This is a genomic window from Streptomonospora sediminis, assembly GCF_054778995.1.
Genome location: NZ_BAAGYZ010000072.1, coordinates 79,666 through 96,973 on the forward strand (window position 1 = coordinate 79,666; position 17,308 = coordinate 96,973).

Consider the following 17,308-nt stretch of genomic DNA (forward strand, 5'->3'; position numbering starts at 1 on the left):
GGCCCGCACCCGGGACCGCGGCGGGCCGCGGCACGGCGTGCCCCCGTGCCACCATGGGAGCCATGCCCAAGATCTCGGCGCCGACCATCGCGGCGCACCGCGCCCAGACCCGCGAACGCATTCTCGAAGCGGTCGCGGCGCTCACGCGCGTCCAGGGCATCGACGAGATCTCCATGACCGAAGTGGCGGCCGAGGCCGGCATCACGCGCACGGCGCTGTACAACTACTTTCCCGACAAACCGGCGCTGCTGCTCGCCTTCACCGAGCAGGCCACCGCCGGTTTCGTCGACCGCTACCACCGCGAACTCCCCGCCGATGCCGCAGCGGCCGAGCGGCTGGAGACCTTCATCCGCCTCCAGGTCGAAGCGCTTGCCGAGCACCCCCATCCGGCAGCCGCCGAACTGGGCGCCAGCCTGGGCCCCGACGCCTACCAGGCCCTCGCCGAGCACGTCGCGCCGATGCACGGGCTGCTCACCGGGCTCCTGCAGCAGGGGGTCGACACCGGGGAATTCGCCGCGCTTACCCCCGAGCCGGTTTCGCGCCTGGTGATGGCGATGCTCGGTGCACAGCGGGTGCCCTTGCTGCGCGGCGAGACCACGGCCGAGGACGCCGGCCGGCTGGTGGCCGCGTTCACCCTGCGCGCGCTGGGCGCCGACGCACCGCAGGCCGCGGGCGGCGACCACGGCACCGGCGCCGCCGGCACACCCGGCACACCCGGCAACACTGCGTAGCCACGGTCACGGCACGTGATACCGGCGCGTCCGGAACCGGGCGCCGGCCTTGCGGCGGCTGCGCATTCCTGGGCGCTGTGGGGCAGAATCGGGCACCGCCCAGCCCCGCCCGCCCCTACAGGAGCCCCCCGGTGTCCCTGCTACTGATCCTGGCCGGTGCCGTCCTGGTCACCGTCGCGATGTTCAACCGCATCCCGCGGTTCCAGGCGGGCGCCCCGCTGTTCGCCCGGGCGCGGCTGACCGAAGCCGGCAGGGCAACCCTCACCGCGATCGGCGGCAGCGCGCTGATCATCGCGTTCTTCCTCGCCCTGTGAAGCCGGACCCCGCTCCGGTGCCCGGTTAGCCACCGGTGCGCAGTCGGCGGACCAGCAGGCGGGCCGCGCTGGTGGCGGCCAAGGCCGTGGTCAGGGCCAACGAGGCGGCCGCCGCTTCGCGGGCAGCGCTGCGGTACTCCGCGTCGCGTTCGGCGGTCGCGCGCTGCTCAGCGGAGAAACCGCCGCCGCAGTCGCGCGGGTCGAGCTCCAACCGGCGCCAGCGCCGCGGCCACTCGGCGAGCGGACGTGCGGGGTGGCCGCGCAGGGCCGCCGCGGTCGGCGTGGCGGCGTAACCGGTGCGGGATTTCAGCGGAGCGAAATCCCGTTCGGTGAATTCGGGTTCGACCGGGTCGGGGCCGCTGTAGCGCAGCGTGCCCGGCGCGTTGGCGAGCAGTTCGGCCAGCAGCTGCGCGCACGCGCGGGCGCCGCCCAGGGCCGTGTGCTGACCGGTGGGCCAGTGGCCCGCAAGCGTGTGGCTCGCCCGCGGCAGCGAGTAGCCGGGCAGGTCCAGTTGGGAGCGCAGCGCCCGCAGCGTGCACAGCCCCGGCAACCCGCCGGCCAGTCCCGCCGGCACCAGCTCCGCACCCAGGAAGCGGCTCGCGGAATCGAGCCGGTGGCCGGCCAGCACCGCACCGGAGAACAGCCCGTTGAGCACTCCGGCCAGCTCGGCGGCCTTGGGCGCGCCGACGACGTCGCTGGTGCCGATTCCGTGGAACTCCGACCCGGTGACCGGCACACCCGGGTCGACCAGGGTGCTGAACTCCCGCAGCAACGTGCCGTTGCCGCGCATCCGCACCACGGCGATCTCGCAGATCCGGGCGCCCTCGGCCCGGGGCTCGCCCGTTGCCACGGGCCGGGTGGTGGCGACGTCCACGGCGGCGTATTCGAGGTCGCGCGCGCTGCGGACCGACCCGCGGTGGCGGGTAAGGGTCCCCATACGGACCGCCCGCCCCACCTCAGGTTCGGCGTCCAGCACGTCGTCCATCCCCTGTCCGATCCTCATCGCGGTACCTCCCGCGGGGCCGACCCTATGCCACGCCGGGGAAGACCCGCGCCGCGAGCCGCGTTGACGCACTGGCTCTACCCCGAGGCCGCCCCGGCCGCACGAGAAACCAATCGAAGAAACCCCTCATTTAGGAGATCCCATGCCCGAAAGCCCGCAACCGCAGTATGTCCCGCTCGTCGAAGTGATCCGGTCCGGATTCCGCGAAGGGATGCATTTCGGCACGGTCGTCGGGCTCACCCCGGACGGCGCGATCGGCTACCAGCGCGGCGACGCCACCGTGCCGATGCTGCCGCGCTCGTCCGCCAAGCCGTTCCAGGCGGCGGCGTCGCTGCGCGGCGGCGCCGACCTGATCCCCGCGCATATCGCACTCGCCGCCGGAAGCCACAGCGGTGAGCCCTGCCACGTCGACGCGGTGGTCGACATGCTCACCCGCTCCGGGCTCGGGCCCGAGGCGCTGGGCTGCCCTGCCGACTGGCCGCTGGACCGCGGCGAGCGCGAACGCCTGCTGAAAGCGGGCGGTGCACCCACCCCGCTGCTGATGAACTGCTCGGGCAAGCACGCGGCCATGCTCGCCGCCTGCGTCGCGCAGGGGTGGAGCACCGACGGCTACCTCGATCCCGGACACCCGCTGCAGGCCCTGGTCCGCAGCGAACTGGAGGAGATGTGCGGCGAGGAGGTCGCCCACACCACCGTCGACGGATGCGGCGCGCCGCAGATGGCGGTCTCCCTGCTGGGGCTGGCCCGCGGGCTGCGGCGGATGGCCGCCGCCGCGGAGTCCTCGCCGGAGTGGGCGGTACTGGAGGCCATGCGCGACTTCCCCGAGTACGTCGCCGGCGAAGGCCGTACCGACACGCTGCTGATGCGGCGGCTGCCCGGGGCGGTGGCGAAGATGGGCGCCGAGGGTGTGCTGGTCGTGGCCGCGCCGGGCGGCGAGGTCGCCGCGGTGAAAATGAGCGACGGCGACCCGCTGTTCCGGGCGCGCACCATGGCCGCGCTCACCGCGCTGGAGGCGCTTGGTGTCGACGTGGCTCCGGCGGGCGATGTGGGTGCGGCCGAGGTTCGCGGCGGCGGGGTCCCGGTGGGCATGCTGCGGCCGCTCGGCGCGGCCGGCTGAGGCCGGTTGAGGGGTGAGCCGGGCAGACAGGCCGCGAGGTCCGCAGCCGGCCTGCCCGGCAGCGGCCGCGCGGTTGTGGACGGCGCGGGCGGAATCAGGCCGGATTCGGCTATGTTGCCGAGCAAGAGGGGATCGCACCCGCGGTGCGCGGCGCGCGGCGCGCGATCACTGAACACTGCGCACTGAGGAGGGGCGGCACATGGCCGACATCCGCCACATCGCGATCGCCGGTGCCGGTATGGCCGGGCTGCACGCGGCCGAATCGCTGCGCCAGGCCGGTTTCGAGGACCGCATCACGATGATCGGCGACGAACCGCACCGCCCCTACTCCCGCCCGCCGCTGTCCAAGGAGTTCCTAACCGGCAAGGGCGCGCCGGTCAGCGTCGACCTCCGCGACGATTCCGAGTTCGAGGCCCTCGGGCTCGACCTGCGCCTGGGCCGGCGAGCCGCACGCCTGCGGGCGAGCGAGCGCGCGATCGAACTCGACGACGGCACGGCGGTCACGGCCGACAACGTCGTCATCGCCACCGGCGCCCGCGCCCGCCGGCCCGGCACCGATCTGGCCGGGGTGCACGTGCTGCGCACGATCGAGGACGCCGAGGCCGTGCGCGACGCCTTCAAGACCGAAGCGCACATGGTGGTCGTGGGTGCCGGGTTCGTCGGTGCCGAGGTCGCCGCCAGCGCCCGCGCCGCCGGGCTCGATGTCACCCTCATCGAGGCCGCCTCCACACCGCTCACCCGGGTCATCGATCCCCGTATCGGCGATGTGTTCACACGGCTGCACCGCGACCACGGGGTCGACGTCCGGCTGGGTGCAGGAGTCACCGGTTTCGAAGGCGCCGGCCACGTCGAACGCGTCCGGCTCAGCGACGGCAGCGCGGTCGAGACCTCGCTCGTGGTGGCCGGGCTGGGCGCGCTGCCCAACACCGGCTGGCTGGAGGGTTCGGGGGTCGAACTCGCCGAGGGCACCGGCGGGGTGCTCTGCGACCAGTACTGCCGGACCGCGCTGCCCGGGGTGTACGCGGCCGGCGACATCGCGGCCTGGCCGCATCCGCACTACGGCGGCCGCATGCGCCTGGAGCACTGGACCAACTCCGGCGAACAGGCCGCCGCAGCGGTGCGCAACCTGCTGGCCGGCGGCGGCGCCCGCACTCCCTACACGCCGGTTCCCTACTTCTGGTCCGACCAGTACGGCATGAAGATCCAACTGCTGGGGCAGGCCGCGCCTGCCGACACCGCCGAAATCGTGCACGGCTCGGCCGAAGACCGCAAGTTCGTGGCGTTCTTCGGCCGGGCCGGAATGCTGGTGGGTGTCCTGGGCCTGCGTTCGACACCCAAGGTGATGCGCTACCGGCGGCTGCTCAGCGAACGCACCACCTGGGCCGATGCGCTGGCCGCGGTCAGCCCTCGATCTTGATGGCCTGCTTGGGGCACATGCGGGCGGCCTCCTCGACCTCGGCCCGCAGGTCCTCCGGCGGTTCGTCCTGCAGTACGTAAAGGAAATCGTCCTCGCGCACCTCGAAGACCTCCGGCACAACCCCCATGCACACCGCGTTGCTCTCGCACAGGTCGAAATCGACGTTGACCCGCATGGCACTCCTCGCTCGGCTTGCTCGGCGCTGTTCACCGTTCCGCTGTTCCACCGCGAAATCCGCGTCCGAGCCTAGTGCGCCGGAGGATCCGAGCCCAGCCTTCGGGCGCGCCGGATGCCCGCGAACTCCCCGATTCGCTCGGGCCCGCGGATCAGATCAGCCGGGCGCCCCACCGCCCCGGGGATCCGGCCGGGGCAGGCCGCGGCCCGCACCCCGGCCGGGCTCAGGAGCGGGCGAATGAGTCGGTGGCCTCGATCAGGCGGTCCAGGATGCCGGGCTCGCTGAATGCGTGGCCGGCGTCGTCGACCAGGTGGAACTCGGCCTGCGGCCAGGCACGGTGCAGGTCGAACGCCGTCTTGGCCGGAGTGCACACGTCGTAGCGCCCCTGCACGATGACGCCGGGGATGTCGTGCAGCCGGTCGGCGTTGGCGATGAGCTGGCCCGGTGTGAAAAAGCCGCCGTGCTCGAAGTAGTGGTTCTCGATGCGGGCGAAGGCCAGCGCGTAGTCGGCCTCGGCATGCTGGGTGCGCAGGTCCTCGTTGGGCAGCAGGGTGATGGTGGAGCCCTCCCAGGTGCTCCACGCGCGTGCGGCCTCCAGCCTGATTTCGGGGTCGGGCGAGGCCAGCCGGCGCGCGTAGGCACCGATGAGGTCGTCGCGCTCGTCCTCGGGGATGGGGGCCAGGTACTGCTCCCACAGGTCGGGGAAGAGGAACGACGCGCCGCTCTGGTAGAACCAGCGCACCTCCTCATTGCGCAAGGTGAAGATGCCGCGCACGATCAGCTCGCTGACCCGGCGGGGGTACTCCTGGGCGTAGGCCAGCGCGAGCGCGCTGCCCCACGACCCGCCGAAGACCTGCCAGCGGTCCACCCCGACCAGCACACGCAGGCGTTCGATGTCCTCCAGCAGACCCCAGGTGGTGTTGGTCTTCAGGTCGACGTCCATGCCGCTGGCGTGGGGGGTGCTGCGGCCGCAGTTGCGCTGGTCGAACAGCAGCACCCGGTAGCGCTGGGGGTCGAACAGGCGGCGGTGGTCAGGGGTGCAGCCGCCCCCGGGGCCTCCGTGCAGGAACACCGCCGGCTTGCCCGCCGGGTTCCCGCACAACTCCCAGTAGATCCGGTGTCCATCGCCCACGTCGAGCATGCCGGAGTCGTAGGGTTCGATGGACGGATACAGCGTGCGCATGGGTAAGGCGTCCTTCGTCGCAGATGTGGCCGTGGCCAATCCTAGAACTGGCATGGGGCGCGCCGGTGACGCGATGCGATCACTGAGCGGCAACGGCCGGAGTTGCGGCGGCGGGCCGCGCCGGTGCCGGCGCCACCGCCGCCCGGTCCGCGCCGAGCCCGGTGCGCAAGATCATTCCAGCGCACGATGGCGCCGGACCATGTTTCCCCGGAGCACAGCGGTGTGGCGAGCGCCGCATCCGGTCCCGCGCGGCGCCTCCCTGGCCCGCATTCGCGGCACGAATGTGTCCAGGGTCACACGAACTGCTGTAGTCCGATCACACCGCGTACGGCCGCGGGCACCTGCCGCGGCCCGATCCGCGTCCGTACCGGCCCACACAGCCCGGCTTCCCGCACGCCGCGGCGCCTCCGGCGGCAGTGCCCGAAGTACGCGCGCGTTAGTGTTCTAGGTGGGTCTGCAGGGGAGACGGAAAAGGGGCACAGAAGGCATGGCCAACACCAACGACACACGCGTCGCCAGCTACCAGCCGCTGATCGCGCCGCGCGACCTGCTGGCCGAACTCCCGATGGGACCGGAGCGTACCGGGCTGGTCGAGGACGCCCGCAACGAGGTCAAGCGCGTTCTCGACGGCACCGACGACCGCCTGCTGGTCATTGTGGGTCCCTGCTCGGTGCACGATCCCGAGGCGGCACTCGACTACGCCGAACGGCTCAAGGCGCTGGCACCCTCGGTGAACGAGGACCTGTGCCTGGTGATGCGGGTCTACTTTGAGAAACCGCGCACAACGCTGGGCTGGAAGGGCTTGATCAACGACCCCGGCCTGGACGAGAGCTACGACGTGCACCGCGGGCTGCGCACCGCCCGCAAGCTGCTGTTGGACATCGGCTCGATCGGCGTGCCCGCCGGCACGGAGTTCCTCGACCCCATCACGCCGCAGTACATCGCCGACGCCGTCGCCTGGGGCGCTATCGGCGCCCGCACCACCGAAAGCCAGGTGCACCGCCAACTCGGCAGCGGGCTGAGCATGCCGGTCGGCTTCAAGAACGGTACCGACGGCGACGTCCAGGTGGCCGTCGACGCCTGCGGCGCTTCGGCCGCCTCGCACACGTTCTTCGGGATCGACCCGGCGGGCTCGGGTTCGGTGGTGGTCACCGCGGGCAACCCGGACTGCCATGTCATCCTGCGCGGGGGCCGCGGCGGACCCAACTTCGCTGCGCAGAGCGTCGGCTCGGCGCTGGATGTGATCGAGGGCTCGGGGCTGCCGCGGCGGCTGATGATCGACGCCAGCCACGCCAACAGCGGCAAGGACCACACCCGCCAGCCCGCGGTGGCCGAGTCCATCGCCGCGCAGGTCGCCGACGGCCAGCAGGGCGTGATCGGCGTGATGCTGGAGAGCTTCATCGAGGCGGGCGCCCAAGAGCTCGACGACCCGGCGAGCCTGGTCTACGGGCGCTCCATCACCGACAAGTGCATGGACTGGTCCACGACCGAGGGTGTGCTGGCCGGCCTTGCCGAGGCGGTACGCAAGCGCCGTTCGGCCTGATCCCCGTATAAGAAGCGTGTGTTAGCGGCACCGAGGGCGGCGGTCGGCCCGGGTGGGCGCGCGTGTGTCCGTTATGTCGGATTCCAGGGGTGGTCGTGCGCCCGTTATGCCGGGTTTCCGGCGATGATCATGTTGAAGTGCCTGTCTCAGCTTTGAAATCCGGGCATTTCCGCAGGGTCGGTGCGCCGCCCGCCCCGGCCGCCTGCGGTGGGACCGGTGACCGCCCGCCCCCGCCGCCCGCGGCCGTTGCCGCTGCTTTCAGCCCGGGCCACCTGTAGTCGGCCGCGGGCAAGGCCGCCGAGCGGACCCGTGTCCGACGCGGTTCCCGAACGCGCTGGTCGGCCACCCACCGGTGCCTGCGTGCGGGTCGGCTTCTTCAGGGGTGATCGGGGCCCGTCCCGCCTCCGCCTCTGCCCCACCCCTGGTCAGCGCGTTCTCGGTGGTGATTGGCCCGCCCTGTTCTGTTCGCGGAAGGGCTGCGCTGCTAACCTGGAATCGGTCGCTGATTCCGTACGGGAGAGAGTCCGTGCAGCCGGCACGGGCCGCCGAAGGAGCAATTCCTCCCCAGAAAACCTCTCAGGCGCGCCGGACCGTACGGTCGAGACCACTCTGGAAAGCAGGGGCGCTTGCGCCCCTCGCCGAAGGTGCAAGCCGCGTCCGCGCGGCGAAGCTCTCAGGCACCGATGACAGAGGGGGAGGATGGCAACGCCAGTGACGAAACGACGTCCATCCTCTCGGGAGTGAGTCATGACTGCGCCGGATCAGGGATCTGTACCGCGCACAACACCGCTGCACGGTCTCCATGAGCGCGCCGGGGCCACCCTCGTCGACTTCGCCGGCTGGGAAATGCCGCTGCGCTACGGCGGCGAACGCGCCGAGCACACCGCGGTACGCGAGACAGCGGGCCTGTTCGACCTCTCCCACATGGGCGAGATCCACATCACCGGCCCGCAGTCCGCCGACATGCTCGACTACGCCCTGGTCGGCCACCTGTCCAAGGTCACGCCGGGGCGCGCCCGCTACACCATGATCACCGCCGCCGACGGCGGTGTCCTCGACGACCTCATCGTCTACCGGCTGGCCGATGACGACTACCTGGTGGTGGCCAACGCCGCCAACTCCGACACCGTCATGGCGGCGCTGAGCGAACGCGCTGCAGGCTTCGACGTCCTCGTTGAGGACCGCTCCCCCGACTACGCGCTGATCGCGGTGCAGGGCCCGGCCGCCGCCGCGATCCTCGCCCCGCTCACCGATGCCGACCTCGGCTCCATCCGGTACTTCGCGGGCTACCACCAGCACGTTGCCGGGCACCCCGTGCTGCTGGCGCGCACCGGCTACACCGGCGAGGACGGCTTCGAGATCTTCCTCGCGCCGGGCGACTCCGCGCCCGAGGTCTGGGACGCGCTGCTGAAGGCCGGCGAACCGCACGGGCTGGTACCCGCCGGGCTGTCCGCCCGCGACACGTTGCGCCTCGAAGCCGGCATGCCGCTCTACGGCAACGAACTCGACTCGGCCACCACGCCCTTCGACGCCAACCTGGGCCGCGTCGTCAAGCTGGACAAGCCCGGCGATTTCGTCGGCCGCGCGGCGCTGCAGCGCGTCGCCGACTCCGGGCCGCGCCACCGCCTGGTCGGGCTGGCGGGCCGCGGACGCCGGCCGCTGCGCCACGGCAACCCCGTCCTGCTCGACGGCCGGCCGGTCGGCGCGGTCACCAGCGGGGCGCCCTCCCCCACCCTCGGCAAGCCCATCGCCATGGCTTATATCGATAGCGGGGCCGACCCGGCCGCGGGCGAGACCGCCGTCGACGTCCGCGGCCGCCACGAGGCCGTCGACGTCGTCGACCTGCCCTTCTACCGGCGGGAGCACTGACTTCCGCGGCACGAAACCGCGCACACCGCGTGCGGGCGCACCGGCCTTACCGGCAGAATCGAGCGGGGTGGAACCGGTAGCGGTCCACACGCCGAACGGGCCGCCCGGCCGTGCGCGGAGGGCCGCGCGGTACCCGGACAACGACGACCTCCTGGAGAGTTGAATTGAGCGTTCCCGCGGAGTTGAACTACACGAGCGAGCACGAGTGGGTTGCGATCGCCGACGGTGTCGCCACGGTCGGCATCACCGCCTTCGCCGCCGAAGCGCTCGGCGACATCGTCTACGTCGAACCGCCCGAGACCGGCGCGAGCTTGACCTCGGGCGACACCTGCGGGGAGGTGGAGTCGACCAAGTCCGTCAGCGACCTCTACGCGCCCGTCAACGGCGAGGTCGTCGACATCAACCAGACCGCGGTGGACAACCCCGAGGTCATCGGAACCGACCCCTACGGCCAAGGGTGGCTCTTCAAGGTGGAGGTCACCGAGGAACCGTCCGAACTGCTCTCCCCGGAGCAGTACACGCAGTTGACCGAAGGCGAAGGCTAATCACATGGCGTCTCAGCGCAATCTGCTCGACCAGACCCTCGACCAACTCGACCCCGAGGTCGCAGCCGCCGTCGGCGCGGAGCTGAACCGGCAGCGCGACACCCTGGAAATGATCGCCTCGGAGAACTTCGCTCCGCAGGCGGTGCTGGAGGCCCAGGGCACCGTCCTCACCAACAAGTACGCCGAGGGCTACCCCGGCAAGCGCTACTACGGGGGCTGCGAGCACGTCGACGTGGTCGAGCAGCTCGCGATCGACCGGGCCAAGGAGCTGTTCGGCGCCGAGCACGCCAACGTGCAGCCGCACTCCGGCGCCCAGGCCAACACCGCGGTGTACTTCTCGCTGCTCAAGCCGGGCGACACCATCCTGGGTCTGGACCTGGCCCACGGCGGGCACCTGACCCACGGCATGAAGCTGAACTACTCCGGCAAGATCCTCAACGCGGTCGCCTACCATGTGCGTCCCGAGGACGGCACGGTCGACTACGACGAGGTCGAGGCGCTGGCCAAGGAGCACCGGCCGCGGATGATCGTCGCCGGCTGGTCGGCCTACCCGCGCCAGCTCGACTTCGCGCGCTTCCGCAAGATCGCCGACGAGGTCGACGCGCTGCTCATGGTGGACATGGCGCACTTCGCCGGCCTGGTGGCCGCGGGCCTGCACCCCAGCCCGGTGCCCTACGCCGACGTGGTGACCACCACGACGCACAAGACTCTGGGCGGTCCCCGGGGCGGGCTCATCCTCAGCAAGGAAGAGTTCGGCAAGAAGATCAACTCCGCGGTGTTCCCGGGCATGCAGGGCGGTCCGCTGGAGCACGTGATCGCGGGCAAGGCGGTCTCGCTGAAGGTCGCGGCGGGCGACGAGTTCGCCGACCGCCAGCGTCGCACCGTCTCCGGCGCCAAGATCGTCGCCGAGCGGCTGATGCGCGAGGACGCTGTGCAGGCGGGTGTGAGCGTGCTCAGCGGCGGCACCGATGTCCACCTGCTGCTGGTCGACCTCGTGAACTGCCAACTCAACGGCCGCGAGGCCGAGGACCGGCTGCACGATATCGGCATCACGGTTAATCGAAACGCCGTACCGAACGACCCGCGGCCGCCTATGGTGACATCAGGGCTGCGTATCGGCACCCCGGCGCTGGCCACCCGCGGGTTCGGCGACGAGGACTTCGCCGAGGTCGCCGACATCATCGCCGAAGCGCTCAAACCCGAATACAAGGCCGAACAACTGCGTACGCGCGTCGAGGCGCTCGTACGCAAGCACCCGCTCTACCCGGAGCTGTAGCGAGGGCTGCCTGCCCTCCTGGTGCGGCCGGGCCGCGCGCCGCCTGCCGGTCCGGCCGCACCGCAACCATCAGCACTCCTGTTCCCGCGAAGGAGGGCAGGACCATGGCCATCAGCGTCTTCGACCTGTTCACGATCGGCATCGGCCCATCGAGCTCGCACACCGTCGGTCCGATGCGGGCCGCCCGAACGTTCGCAACCGGGCTGGCCGAATCCGGGCTGGCGGAAAAGACCGCCACCGTGCGCGCCGACCTGTACGGCTCGCTCGCCCTGACCGGCAAGGGGCACGGCAGCGACCGCGCGGTCATCCTCGGCCTACTCGGCGAAACCCCTGAGGGCGTCGACATCGACGCCGCACCGGGCATGCTGGAGCAGGTCCGTGCGCAGGGCAGGCTGCTGCTCGGCGGCGAACACGAGATCGGGTTCGACCCCGCCGAGCAGCTCGACTTCCGCCGCAAGGAGTCCCTGCCCGGTCACCCCAACGGGATGCGGTTCACCGCGTTCGACGCCGACGGCACCGAACTGCGCTCGCGCACCTACTTCTCGGTGGGCGGGGGTTTCGTCGTCGACGAGGAGGCGGTGGGCGCCGACCGGATCACCTCCGACGAAACCGCCCAGCCCTATCCGTTCGCCACCGCCGCGGAACTGCTGGAGATCTGCCGCGAAACCGGCATGTCCATCAGCGCGGTCATGCTCGCCAACGAACGGGCGTTCGGCCGCACCGACACCGAGATCCGCGACGGGCTGCTGGCGATCTGGCGGGCAATGCGCGCGTGCGTGCGCCGGGGCGTGAACACCGAGGGCACGCTGCCGGGCGGGCTGAAGGTCCCCCGCCGGGCGCACCGGCTCTACCGCCAACTCGGCGGCCACTGCGACTCCGACGGCCTGGTCGGCCCGGCCCGCGGCGACCCCGACGATCCGATGCGCGGCACCGACTGGATCACGCTGTACGCGCTGGCGGTCAACGAGGAGAACGCGGCCGGGGGCCGCGTGGTCACCGCGCCCACCAACGGCGCGGCCGGGATCATCCCCGCTGTGCTGCACTACTACGCCCACTTCACCCAGGGCGCCGGCGACGAAGGGGCGGTGCGTTTCCTGCTGACCGCCGGGGCGGTCGGCATCCTCTACAAGGAGAACGCCTCGATCTCGGGCGCCGAGGTCGGCTGCCAGGGCGAGGTCGGATCGGCGTCCTCGATGGCCGCCGCGGGCCTTGCCGAGGCGTGGGGAGCCACCCCGGCCCAGGTCGAGAACGCCGCCGAGATCGCGATGGAACACAACCTGGGCCTGACCTGCGACCCCATCGGCGGCCTGGTGCAGGTGCCCTGCATCGAACGCAATGCCCTGGCCGCGGTCAAGGCCATCAGCGCCGCCCGCATAGCGGTCCGCGGCGACGGCAGCCACTTCGTCTCACTCGACAAGGTCATCCGCACCATGCGCGACACCGGCCGCGACATGATGGACAAGTACAAGGAGACCAGCCGGGGCGGGCTCGCGGTCAACGTCATCGAGTGCTGAGGGCGGGGTGGCGGCTTTCCGGACCACGGCAGCCGCCACCTGCGTGAAGCGCGTGACAGGATCTCGCACCGACGTCTGCGGGCCGCCTATCACTCATAAACGGTTGACCGATGGTCGACGTGCACGACCACAACCACCAGGTGCCCGCGGTCGACTCGGTAGATCACACGGTAGTCGCCGACACGGAGCCTCCTATGACCTGGAATTCCCACCAGGGCCGTGGTCCCAAAGGCGAAGGGATCCGATTCCAACTCGGTGAGCTTTCGCAGGATGGCGATGGCTTGGTCACGGGCGATTTTCCGCAGATCAGCCCGAGCCTCGACTGTGAAGCTCGTGCGGTACTTACTCATCGCGCGCCAGTGTCTCGGCCATCACATCAGCCATGGGCACTGTCGCAGAGTCCCGGCGTTCCTCAACGATCCGCCGCAGCTCCTCCTCGTCGCTCTGTCTGGCCTGTTCAAGGACTTCCATGGGAACAAAGGCACCAACGGCCTTGCCATTGCGGGTCACGACCGTGGGGTCGCCGGCTTTCGCACGATCGATGACATCGGCCAGGTGCATGCGGAACTCGCGAGCAGAGATCGTCTGAGTCATGTACACAGCGTACCTAATAATGATTGTGTACACAAGGTACATTAACAGTATGTGCTGGATTGTATGATCAACCGCTCCCGGCGGCGGAACCGCTGGGAGCGTATGTTCGCCATGCCGGGTGCCGACCGGGTGCCGGGTCGCCGCCGGAGCCGATGGCGCCTCCGGTCGGTGAGCCGATCGCGGGCTGCGGGGCGGTCGGCGGGAGTGGTATACCTCGTCCCCGCAAGCTGACTCGGGCGCCGCCGCCCTGCCCCGCGACGGCCCATCCGCAAAGGGGGCCATCAACGGTGTGGCAAGGCAGCACTCTGGGACTGAACGCGGACCCCTACGGCCCCTTCCACGGTCCCCTCGCCCACGCCTATGCGTGCGCGGTGCACATCCAGGTCGCGAACAACGCGGCTTGGAACAATCCGGCGGGGTGCTCCTGCTGCACGCCGGAGCAGAAGCGCGCCGGGATGAAAGAGGACTGGGGGATCGGGTCCCCCGCCGACTGGCGCCGCCAGCAGGACTCGCTGATCGACGACCAGGACAGCAACAGCCCTGCCGGGGTGCTGCTGGACCTGCGCAGGGTCGCCTCCGAGTCCATCGGGCGGCAGGTCGACCCCGGGACCTGGCGCGGCGCCATTGCGCGGATGTGCCAACAGCGCGGGATCGAACACGCGGTCTACGAGAAGCTCGTGGGGCTGGCCGGGATGATCCTGCACTACGAGAAACGGTTCACCGCCGACGGCCTGCTGGCGCCCGGCGGTTTCGTCCCCGCGATCAAGGCCTGGGACTTCGGCCGCGGCGCCAACATGGCGCGTTGGGGTGTGCAGTGCGGCTACACCGACATGCAGACGTCGCAGTGGTACGCGGTCCGGGCCGGTGAGCAGGCGCGCCGGTACTACGCCACGTGGTCGGACTTCTCGGCGGGCTACATCCTCGGTCGGTGCCTGCACTTCGACGACGGCGAGTTCGGCCACTGGTACACGACACCGCTGGAAGTGCACCACCTGATGATGTCCCACCCGCAGAGCCCGTGGCGGAACGTGCCCTTCCATTTCTGACCCGGGTTCCGCTGCGGGCTGCCCGCCAAGGCGCTAGCTCCGCCCGGCGTCCTTGACGAATACGATCCCGTCGTTGCCGGCCAGGCACGCCGGGTCCAGGGGCGCATAACCGAACCACGGGGACACACGCGGGGCCGGTGCCGCATCGGCGAGTGCGGCGGACAGGCTGCGCGCATCGACCAGGCAGTGCTCCTGCCCCAGCGCGTACAGCAGCCCCTCGACGGTGTCCGGGGGCGGGGCCTCGACCCCCTGGTCGTGGAACGTGCCCAGGGCGGTGGCCAGGAAGGCGTAATCCTCGCCCAGGCGGGCGCTCACGATCGCGCCGGCGCTCCACCAGTCAACCGGAGTCTCGCCGCCCATCCGCATCGAGCTCTTGTTTCGCTGCAGATGGGCGTTGTGGGCGTTCACCAGGGTCGGGCCCCGTTCGTCGGCGAGGGCGAGCAGGTTGGCGGCCATCATCGAATCCCGCACGCCCAGCAGCTGCGCCATGCGGCTCGGCGACGTGTCGGCCATCCAGTAGTGGTAGCGCAGCAGCCCGGTGGCGGTGCGCCCGTACAGCCGCGCCCGGGCCAAGTCCTCGGGTGCGGATGTTGCGGCCAGGTGCGGCGCCTGCGTTTCCAGCAGGGCCACCAGGTCGTCGGCGAGCAACCGCAGCCCGTTGGCTTCGGGGCTCCGCCCGGCCGATTGGGCGGGGTCCAGCATCGCGGCGGGGTCGGTCCACTGGTCGTCGGCGCCGAGCAGGCGGTCGAGTGTCTCGGCGGTGCAGGGCAGCAGGCCGGAGTCGACCCGGGCTGCGAGGTAGGCGCGGAGCGCGGTGAGGGCCTGGCGAGGGCTTGCAGCGCCGGTGATCTCCAGAGGGCCGTCGAACCCGGCGAAGCGGACCTGCTGCGACGCGGGCCGGCCGTCGTTGTACGCCCGCATCCAGCGCACGAGTTCGCGGTTGCCCGCGAAGGCGCCCCACTCGTGGCTGATGCCGTGCTCCATGGCGCCGTCGAGGGTGCCGGTGCCGGAGGTGACGTAGTCGTCCACGGCCAGACCCATCATGCAGTCGCTTTCCAGGGCGATCGTCCGGTAGCCCTCCTGCTCGACAAGTTTCCGGAAGAGATCGTTGCGCAGTTCGAGTAGAGCGTCTGCGCCGTGGGTGGGCTCGCCGAGGGCGAGCAACCGCGGCCGGAGCGGGAGCAGCCCCATCACGGTGGCTGGGTCGACGGCATGGGCGGCGTCTGCGATACCAAGTTTCATACCCTCAAGCTATCGTTGAAACAACGGTTGAGACTTTGTCGTGGTATCGGCAGGCATGTGCGAGCGAAGCTTCAAAACGATTATCGACCTCGCCTCGGATCGACCAGTGGGCGGCGATAGTGCAGTAATGCCCAAATCCAGCATTGAATCTGGGCATTTCTGCACTATCACCCGAACCGACACCCAGCTTGCCGCGCGCCCCGGCGGATTCCGGCCCCCCGCTTCCCGGTCCGTTCTGCGAAACCCGCACCGGCAGGCTCACGGCCACCGGTCACGGTCTGCAATGGGTGCGGCCGCCCCCGCCGCTTATCCCGCATCACTCCGACCACAGCCGTCGCGCCCGTAGGCCCGGCCGTGTCCAGGGCGGGCTCCGGCGAGCCGTTCGGCGGCCGGGATAAAACCCAACGCTTTTGGAAATAATGCTTCCAGATCGGGTTGACGGGCCACGGCAGAACTCTTAGGTTTCTTAACACTTCAGGTGCGGATCCGAACACTGAGAGCGAGCCCGGCCCGCATGCACCGGGTTTGCGTCCCTTACCCCCGCTCACGGACGCAGGACACCTGGAAGGAGCCCCCTTTCGTGAACGCTCCCCGACACACCCGACACACGCGCCGCGGCCGGCTTGCCGGCCCCTTCGCGCGATTCCCGCGGCTCTCGGCCGCGCTGGCCGGCGCAGCCGTGCTGTCCACCCTCGGCATGGCGGCGGCGTACGCCCCTGGCATGCTCGCCGGATCGCGGGGCGAATCGGTCGAACCCGTCGCCCAGAGCGAGACCGCAGCAGAGGGCCAGTGGCTCACCGGTTACTGGCACAATTTCAGCAACGGCTCGACCACCATGCCGATCAGCGAGGTGCCGTCCTCGTACAACATGATCGCGGTGGCATTCGCCGGCAACCAGGCGAACACCCCCGGCGGCATCACCTTCGATGTCGCAAGCGGCGAGCTGGGCGGCTACACCAACCAGCAGTTCAAGGACGATGTGGCAGCGGCCCAGGCCGAAGGCCGCAAGGTGGTGCTGTCGATCGGCGGCCAGAACGGCCACGTGGATATCACCAACTCCACCCAGGCGGCCAACTTCGCCGACTCCGCCTACGCGCTGATGCAGGAGTTCGGGTTCGACGGCATCGATGTCGACCTCGAACACGGGCTGAACGCCCAGTACATGGAAGAGGCGCTGCGCTCGCTGCATGAGAAGGCCGGATCGGACCTGATCATCACCATGGCGCCCCAGACCCTCGACATGCAGGGCCCGAGCCACTCGTACTACCAGCTCGCCCAGAACATCGGCGACATCCTGACCATCGTCAACATGCAGTACTACAACTCCGGCTCGATGCTGGGCTGCGACGACCAGGTCTACAACAGCGGCACGGTCGACTTCCTGACCGCCCAAGCCTGTATCCAGGTCGAGCTCGGGCTGCGCCCCGACCAGGTGGGCCTGGGTCTGCCCGCCACCCCTGCCGCGGCAGGCAGCGGCTACCAGTCGCCCGACAATGTGATCCGTGCCCTGGACTGCCTCGAACAGGGGCAGAACTGCGGTTCCTTCGCCCCGAGCGAGCCCTACGGGCCGATCGGCGGTGTGATGACGTGGTCGATCAACTGGGACGCCACGAACGGCTACGCATTCGCCAACGCGATCAGCGGCCGGCTCGGGACCGGCTGAACCAGCTAGCGGGTCGGCCGCAGCCGCCGCGCCGCGCAAACTGCAGCCGAGGTGTCCGGCCCTGACCCTGCCGGAG

17 protein-coding genes and 1 riboswitch are annotated in these 17,308 nt (G+C 70.5%); of the genes, 11 read left to right on the forward strand and 6 right to left on the reverse strand.

The genetic code is table 11. The features are described 5' to 3' along the window. The first annotated feature begins 62 nt into the window (after positions 1 to 62). Both ACYVD5_RS14760 and ACYVD5_RS14765 read left to right on the forward strand, forming a co-directional pair. Entirely contained in the window at positions 63 to 731 is a 669-nt protein-coding gene (locus ACYVD5_RS14760; protein WP_461001606.1) for a TetR/AcrR family transcriptional regulator, read from the forward strand. A gap of 131 nt (positions 732 to 862) precedes the next feature. Further along, positions 863 to 1,045, forward strand: a complete 183-nt coding sequence (locus tag ACYVD5_RS14765) for a hypothetical protein (RefSeq protein ID WP_461001607.1) — start codon at positions 863 to 865, stop codon at positions 1,043 to 1,045. Positions 1,046 to 1,070: 25 nt separating this feature from the next. On the opposite strand, the gene ACYVD5_RS14770 is transcribed toward ACYVD5_RS14765, so the two are convergent. Next, positions 1,071 to 2,048: a 3'-5' exonuclease gene (locus ACYVD5_RS14770; protein WP_461001608.1), complete on the reverse strand. Its 978-nt coding sequence runs from the start codon at positions 2,046 to 2,048 to the stop codon at positions 1,071 to 1,073. 142 nt (positions 2,049 to 2,190) lie between these two features. Here ACYVD5_RS14770 and ACYVD5_RS14775 point away from each other — a divergent pair, with 142 nt between their 5' ends. Both ACYVD5_RS14775 and ACYVD5_RS14780 read left to right on the forward strand, forming a co-directional pair. Beyond that, positions 2,191 to 3,165 (forward strand): asparaginase, encoded by a 975-nt coding sequence (locus tag ACYVD5_RS14775; RefSeq protein ID WP_461001609.1) that lies wholly within the window; start codon positions 2,191 to 2,193, stop codon positions 3,163 to 3,165. A gap of 199 nt (positions 3,166 to 3,364) precedes the next feature. After that, entirely contained in the window at positions 3,365 to 4,582 is a 1,218-nt protein-coding gene (locus ACYVD5_RS14780; protein WP_461001610.1) for an NAD(P)/FAD-dependent oxidoreductase, read from the forward strand. On the opposite strand, the gene ACYVD5_RS14785 is transcribed toward ACYVD5_RS14780, so the two are convergent. After that, entirely contained in the window at positions 4,566 to 4,757 is a 192-nt protein-coding gene (locus ACYVD5_RS14785; RefSeq protein ID WP_461001611.1) for a ferredoxin, read from the reverse strand. The genes ACYVD5_RS14780 and ACYVD5_RS14785 overlap by 17 nt on opposite strands. Before the next feature lie 223 nt (positions 4,758 to 4,980). Beyond that, positions 4,981 to 5,940 carry a prolyl aminopeptidase gene (gene pip / locus ACYVD5_RS14790; protein ID WP_461001612.1) on the reverse strand — a complete coding sequence of 320 codons (960 nt, stop codon included), beginning with the start codon at positions 5,938 to 5,940 and terminating at the stop codon, positions 4,981 to 4,983. A 487-nt stretch (positions 5,941 to 6,427) separates the two neighbouring features. On the opposite strand from pip, the gene ACYVD5_RS14795 reads away from it, so the two are divergent. The 5 genes from ACYVD5_RS14795 (at position 6,428) to ACYVD5_RS14815 (ending at position 12,687) form a co-directional block, all read left to right on the forward strand. Continuing rightward, positions 6,428 to 7,483 (forward strand): 3-deoxy-7-phosphoheptulonate synthase, encoded by a 1,056-nt coding sequence (locus ACYVD5_RS14795; RefSeq protein WP_461001613.1) that lies wholly within the window; start codon positions 6,428 to 6,430, stop codon positions 7,481 to 7,483. A 503-nt stretch (positions 7,484 to 7,986) separates the two neighbouring features. After that, a riboswitch (glycine riboswitch) is annotated at positions 7,987 to 8,086 on the forward strand. Positions 8,087 to 8,230: 144 nt separating this feature from the next. Continuing rightward, positions 8,231 to 9,352, forward strand: coding sequence for a glycine cleavage system aminomethyltransferase GcvT (gene gcvT, locus ACYVD5_RS14800; protein WP_461001614.1), 1,122 nt, complete (start codon positions 8,231 to 8,233; stop codon positions 9,350 to 9,352). A 164-nt stretch (positions 9,353 to 9,516) separates the two neighbouring features. Next, entirely contained in the window at positions 9,517 to 9,897 is a 381-nt protein-coding gene (gene gcvH / locus ACYVD5_RS14805) for a glycine cleavage system protein GcvH (RefSeq protein WP_461001615.1), read from the forward strand. 4 nt (positions 9,898 to 9,901) lie between these two features. Then, positions 9,902 to 11,173, forward strand: a complete 1,272-nt coding sequence (locus tag ACYVD5_RS14810) for a serine hydroxymethyltransferase (protein ID WP_461001616.1) — start codon at positions 9,902 to 9,904, stop codon at positions 11,171 to 11,173. Between the two features lie 104 nt (positions 11,174 to 11,277). Next, complete coding sequence (locus tag ACYVD5_RS14815; protein WP_461001617.1) at positions 11,278 to 12,687, forward strand: L-serine ammonia-lyase; 1,410 nt, start codon at positions 11,278 to 11,280, stop codon at positions 12,685 to 12,687. 89 nt (positions 12,688 to 12,776) lie between these two features. On the opposite strand, the gene ACYVD5_RS14820 is transcribed toward ACYVD5_RS14815, so the two are convergent. Together ACYVD5_RS14820 and ACYVD5_RS14825 are read right to left on the reverse strand one after the other, a co-directional pair. Beyond that, a complete protein-coding gene (locus ACYVD5_RS14820; RefSeq protein WP_461001618.1) occupies positions 12,777 to 13,037 on the reverse strand; it encodes a type II toxin-antitoxin system RelE family toxin in 261 nt (86 codons plus the stop codon). Further along, positions 13,030 to 13,281: a type II toxin-antitoxin system Phd/YefM family antitoxin gene (locus ACYVD5_RS14825; protein ID WP_461001619.1), complete on the reverse strand. Its 252-nt coding sequence runs from the start codon at positions 13,279 to 13,281 to the stop codon at positions 13,030 to 13,032. Before ACYVD5_RS14825 ends, ACYVD5_RS14820 begins: the two co-directional genes overlap by 8 nt. Before the next feature lie 287 nt (positions 13,282 to 13,568). On the opposite strand from ACYVD5_RS14825, the gene ACYVD5_RS14830 reads away from it, so the two are divergent. Continuing rightward, complete coding sequence (locus tag ACYVD5_RS14830; RefSeq protein WP_461001620.1) at positions 13,569 to 14,327, forward strand: DUF1266 domain-containing protein; 759 nt, start codon at positions 13,569 to 13,571, stop codon at positions 14,325 to 14,327. A gap of 33 nt (positions 14,328 to 14,360) precedes the next feature. Here ACYVD5_RS14830 and ACYVD5_RS14835 read toward each other — a convergent pair whose 3' ends face one another. After that, positions 14,361 to 15,569, reverse strand: coding sequence for an erythromycin esterase family protein (locus tag ACYVD5_RS14835; protein WP_461001621.1), 1,209 nt, complete (start codon positions 15,567 to 15,569; stop codon positions 14,361 to 14,363). A 697-nt stretch (positions 15,570 to 16,266) separates the two neighbouring features. Here ACYVD5_RS14835 and ACYVD5_RS14840 point away from each other — a divergent pair. Continuing rightward, positions 16,267 to 17,232: a chitinase gene (locus ACYVD5_RS14840; RefSeq protein ID WP_461001661.1), complete on the forward strand. Its 966-nt coding sequence runs from the start codon at positions 16,267 to 16,269 to the stop codon at positions 17,230 to 17,232. Positions 17,233 to 17,308 lie beyond the last annotated feature (76 nt).

What these genes read in the sequence shown, in the direction of transcription:
- ACYVD5_RS14835 (WP_461001621.1), bottom strand. Translation starts at nt 15,569, where the DNA reads ATGAAACTTGGTATCGCAGACGCCGCCCATGCCGTCGACCCAGCCACC.
- ACYVD5_RS14820 (WP_461001618.1), bottom strand. Translation starts at nt 13,037, where the DNA reads ATGAGTAAGTACCGCACGAGCTTCACAGTCGAGGCTCGGGCTGATCTG.
- ACYVD5_RS14795 (WP_461001613.1), top strand. Translation starts at nt 6,428, where the DNA reads ATGGCCAACACCAACGACACACGCGTCGCCAGCTACCAGCCGCTGATC.
- ACYVD5_RS14840 (WP_461001661.1), top strand. Translation starts at nt 16,267, where the DNA reads ATGGCGGCGGCGTACGCCCCTGGCATGCTCGCCGGATCGCGGGGCGAA.
- pip (WP_461001612.1), bottom strand. Translation starts at nt 5,940, where the DNA reads ATGCGCACGCTGTATCCGTCCATCGAACCCTACGACTCCGGCATGCTC.
- ACYVD5_RS14775 (WP_461001609.1), top strand. Translation starts at nt 2,191, where the DNA reads ATGCCCGAAAGCCCGCAACCGCAGTATGTCCCGCTCGTCGAAGTGATC.
- ACYVD5_RS14760 (WP_461001606.1), top strand. Translation starts at nt 63, where the DNA reads ATGCCCAAGATCTCGGCGCCGACCATCGCGGCGCACCGCGCCCAGACC.
- ACYVD5_RS14770 (WP_461001608.1), bottom strand. Translation starts at nt 2,048, where the DNA reads ATGAGGATCGGACAGGGGATGGACGACGTGCTGGACGCCGAACCTGAG.
- ACYVD5_RS14785 (WP_461001611.1), bottom strand. Translation starts at nt 4,757, where the DNA reads ATGCGGGTCAACGTCGATTTCGACCTGTGCGAGAGCAACGCGGTGTGC.
- ACYVD5_RS14815 (WP_461001617.1), top strand. Translation starts at nt 11,278, where the DNA reads ATGGCCATCAGCGTCTTCGACCTGTTCACGATCGGCATCGGCCCATCG.
- ACYVD5_RS14810 (WP_461001616.1), top strand. Translation starts at nt 9,902, where the DNA reads ATGGCGTCTCAGCGCAATCTGCTCGACCAGACCCTCGACCAACTCGAC.
- ACYVD5_RS14780 (WP_461001610.1), top strand. Translation starts at nt 3,365, where the DNA reads ATGGCCGACATCCGCCACATCGCGATCGCCGGTGCCGGTATGGCCGGG.
- ACYVD5_RS14825 (WP_461001619.1), bottom strand. Translation starts at nt 13,281, where the DNA reads ATGACTCAGACGATCTCTGCTCGCGAGTTCCGCATGCACCTGGCCGAT.
- gcvT (WP_461001614.1), top strand. Translation starts at nt 8,231, where the DNA reads ATGACTGCGCCGGATCAGGGATCTGTACCGCGCACAACACCGCTGCAC.